Below are 3,963 nucleotides of genomic sequence, written 5' to 3'. Positions count from 1 at the left end.
TCTACAGGGAGCAGGGACTGAGGCCGTAGGCCACGCGGGGCGCGTTCGGAGCAGGGAGCAGGGAACAGGGAATAGATAGACTTTTGGCAGCTTTAAAAAAGTTAACACAGTTCCGTTTATTTATCTCTAGGTACTTACCGCTGGCGGCAGGAAATAGGGAAACCGAGAACTGCGGCGAAATCTAGGATTTTAAGCAATTCGCGAACAGTATTGTTAATACCAAGTTGCGGTCAAACGTACAACTTTCTCTTCCGCCTATCTCCCTATCTCCCTATCTCCCTATCTCCCTATCTCCCTATCTCCCTATCTCCCTATCCAACCAATCACTCTCTTTGAATGCAACTCGGTATAATTTATCGGCGAGGCTGATCATAGTTCAAGCTGTAGGGTAATCATGATTACCCTCAATGATTAGCGTTAATTATATGGTGTGAGGACAATTATGGCAATTCAATTACAACAAGCCCTTGATGTCGGAAAGTATATTGTTACCCAGCGTCTTTTGGGTCGTAAACGCTTTCCCTTGGTGCTGATGTTGGAACCTCTGTTCCGCTGTAATCTAGCTTGTTCTGGTTGTGGCAAAATCCAGCATCCTACGGAAATACTCAAGCGCCAGCTGACTCCAGAAGAGTGCTTTGCTGCGGTGAAAGAGTGTGGTGTTCCTGTGGTTTCTATTCCGGGGGGAGAACCTCTGCTTCATCCACAAATTGACGAAATTGTCAAGGGGTTGGTGGCATGGCGAAAGTATGTCTATCTCTGTACCAATGGGTTGTTGTTAGAAAAGTGTCTGGATAAGTTCCAACCTTCCCCTTACCTGACTTTCAGCGTTCACTTGGATGGCTTACGGAAACGGCATGATCAGTGTGTGGACCGTCAGGGGGTATTTGATAAGGTGGTGCAGGCAATTCGAGCGGCTAAAGCTAGGGGATTTCGTGTGACTACTAACACGACGGTGTTTGAGGGAACTGATCCTAAGGAAATCCAGGAGTTCTTTGATTTCTTGGCCATGTTAGGTATTGATGGCATGATGGTTTCTCCTGGATATAGTTATGAATGGGCACCAGATCAGGAGCATTTCCTGAAGCGGGAACAGACTAAGGCGATGTTCCGGGAAATTTTAGCGCCTTTGAAGGCTGGGAAGAAAACCTGGAATTTTAACCATAATCCTTTATTTTTGGATTTCCTGATCGGGGAGAAAGATTACGAGTGTAGCCCTTGGGGAAGTCCTAGTTACAGTGTTTTGGGGTGGCAAAAGCCTTGCTATTTGTTAAATGAAGGGCATTATTCCACTTTTAAGGAATTGCTGGAGGAAACGAATTGGGATCAGTATGGTCGCGCTAGTGGTAATCCTAAGTGTGCGGATTGTATGGTCCATTGTGGGTATGAGCCTACGGCGGCTATGGATGCGTTTCAGCCCCAGAATATGGTTCGTGCTATGGGCAGTGTGTTAGGAGGGGTTTAAACCTGACCAATTTCCCAGACCATAAAGCTGGCGCTAGTTCCTAGGTCTAAGTGGTGATGGATTGCTAAGCCTGGCAGGATCGGCAAGGTCAACTTGAGCACAATACACACAATACAATAAAAGCGATCGCATTAATCTGAGGCGCACGAATAAATGCGATCGCATTAATCTTAGCTCTTGATTAAATTGACATTGAAATCAACTTCAAGGTCATTATTGAATTGGGAATGAATTGGTTTTACTAAAACCCCATTATCTGCTGCCCCTTATCTAATCACAAAAATTAAAATTTAAATCCTAATAAATTCCAATAATTTAGGAGCCAGATAAATAGCCATGCCGCTAGCATACTCAAACAATAATACCCTCGTCTGATCCAAGACCAATTTTTGTCTCTCCAAGCCAGTAAACCAATAATCGATACTACAGTAGTCAAGCCTGTGGTGACAATGGGTAGATAAAGTAACGCAATCATCACAGGGGGGATTCCGAAGAAAAATTCCCAGAAATCTATTATACTAATAGCTATCCCCATCCCGCTGAAAAAGCATAAATTCAAGATACTAATCAGACCAATGATCAACTCCACCAGACGAGTATGTCGTGAAACTAGAGATAAGCTTTGATTTTTGCGGCTAATTAATGGTCTAATTAGCCAAACCAAACATCCCCATAGGAAGATTAGCACACAAAATCCTACCAGTCCAACCTGTAAAACAAGAGTTTCGTACCAGGCTAACTTTTCATAGGTTAAATGGACATGACTACTCAAAGACATAGCAGTAATTTTACCCTGACTATCTTTCCGAAAACTTATATACATATTGCTGTCAGGATAGCGAAATATGAGTGGCTCGACTTACTCCCATTTACTTCCTCCTGGAAATACAGTTAAGGTGCGGTCTGGATTAGTTTTAATAGTAAATAATCGTCCAGATTCCAGCAAAACCATGGCTAGTTTAACCAGGGAGTTTCGAGGATATCGAATGAAGCGATAGCCGCCATTAATTTGTTGATATTGCTGTTGATATTGCTGTTTATAATGCTGGGTACTATTAGCTTGAGGGCTAGCTTTAGAGCTAGCTTCAGGGATAGGTTTAATAATCGTTTCAGTAGGTGAGGTAATGGTCTACTGTACAGGATAATAACGATCTAAAAACTGTTCAACCAAGTCGTCTCGCAAATTCTCATTAAGACTGTTACGATTGTAAGCAATATAGAAACCTAACTTTTGTTCTGGGATTAAAAACACCAGATTAGTATACCCTGACATGCTACCGCCATGCTCAATTATCCGTTGATTATTCACAAAGCGCTCAAAAAAACCATAAGTAGATCCTGCCGATTGAGGAATGTTCGGAAAATTAGTATAGTGTTGGTGGTGCATATCCTTTACTGTAGTATCATTCAGGATACGCTGTTTACGATAACGACCTCCCTGTAAATGAGCAATCATAAAGTGGGCCATGTCTTCAGCAGTAGTAGTTAAAGCTGTAGTAGGAACACTTTTATTACAGGTAAAGGCTTGCTTTAGATAATTGCCATTTTTGTACCGATATCCTACAGCTAAGTTAGCTGCCAGCTGATACGGTAATGGTTGCTGAAAACTACTTTGACTCATATCCAAAGGTTGTAGGATAGTTTGGTCAATATATTCACTGAAAGGAATTCCAGCAACCACTTCTACTAAGTAACCTGCCAATGCTAATCCTACATCACCATAAACATATAATTGACCTGGTGGTCGCACTCGCTCTGGTAAATTTTCTGTGAGAAATTTTTCTAAGGATAGCAGCTTAGACTGGCAACGAGTGGCTCCGCCAATCACCCAAGCTACATCGAATCCATCAGTATGAGTTAAGAGATGATCAACTGTAATTGGCTTAAATTTATCAGTCTTAATTTGAAATTACTTAAGATACTGGTTAATATCTTCATGTAGCTTAAGCTTACCTTGCTCGACTAGTTGCATTACTGCTGTAGAGGTAACTAGTTTAGATACAGAGCCTACACGAAACAGAGTTTTGTTAGGAATAACCGGTATCTTATCCTCAAGGTTAGCGTAGCCGTAGCCTTTCGAGAAGAGAATCTTGTCATCTTTTACTAAGGTGAATACGGCACCAGGAATATGATTTTCTGCCATTTGATTGACAAAAAAGTCGTCACTAAATTTTTCTATATCCTGGAATTTAGTTAGTTCTAACTGGGAATCATTGGCTGTAGATACCATAGGCAAATCCTGATTAGATACATTCAAGGATTCCTGAGCAAATACGGGCAGTACAGAAACACTAAGAATCAAGATAGCTAAACTTATTGATTGAATCAGCTTTAATAATCTATATACTATTTTTTTCAATAGTTTTAGATTTGATAAATTTTTGCTCAAAGGGAATCGGGAATCGGGAATCGGGAATCGGGAATCGGGAATCGGGAATCGGGAATCGGGAATCGGGAATCGGGAATCGGGAATCGGGAATCGGGAATCGGCAATCGGGAAT

3 protein-coding genes and 1 pseudogene are annotated in these 3,963 nt (G+C 41.6%); 2 read left to right on the top strand and 2 right to left on the bottom strand.

Features of this window, described 5'->3' with window-relative positions:
• Positions 1 to 442 precede the first annotated feature (442 nt).
• Positions 443 to 1,462, top strand: a complete 1,020-nt coding sequence (gene hpnH, locus F6K20_RS27715; RefSeq protein WP_287254146.1) for an adenosyl-hopene transferase HpnH — start codon at positions 443 to 445, stop codon at positions 1,460 to 1,462.
• Between the two features lie 283 nt (positions 1,463 to 1,745).
• On the opposite strand, the gene F6K20_RS27710 is transcribed toward hpnH, so the two are convergent.
• Positions 1,746 to 2,285 (bottom strand): hypothetical protein, encoded by a 540-nt coding sequence (locus F6K20_RS27710; RefSeq protein WP_287296821.1) that lies wholly within the window; start codon positions 2,283 to 2,285, stop codon positions 1,746 to 1,748.
• A 22-nt stretch (positions 2,286 to 2,307) separates the two neighbouring features.
• On the opposite strand from F6K20_RS27710, the gene F6K20_RS27705 reads away from it, so the two are divergent.
• Positions 2,308 to 2,460 carry a hypothetical protein gene (locus F6K20_RS27705; RefSeq protein WP_287296819.1) on the top strand — a complete coding sequence of 51 codons (153 nt, stop codon included), beginning with the start codon at positions 2,308 to 2,310 and terminating at the stop codon, positions 2,458 to 2,460.
• 131 nt (positions 2,461 to 2,591) lie between these two features.
• Here F6K20_RS27705 and F6K20_RS27700 read toward each other — a convergent pair.
• A pseudogene (locus tag F6K20_RS27700) lies at positions 2,592 to 3,605 on the bottom strand (serine hydrolase domain-containing protein).
• Between the last annotated feature and the right edge of the window lie 358 nt (positions 3,606 to 3,963).

It is taken from the genome of Moorena sp. SIO2C4, assembly GCF_010672485.1.
Taxonomy (GTDB): domain Bacteria; phylum Cyanobacteriota; class Cyanobacteriia; order Cyanobacteriales; family Coleofasciculaceae; genus Moorena; species Moorena producens.
Note: the sequence above shows the minus strand (reverse complement) of the source record. Positions and strands in the feature narration are given on the sequence as shown.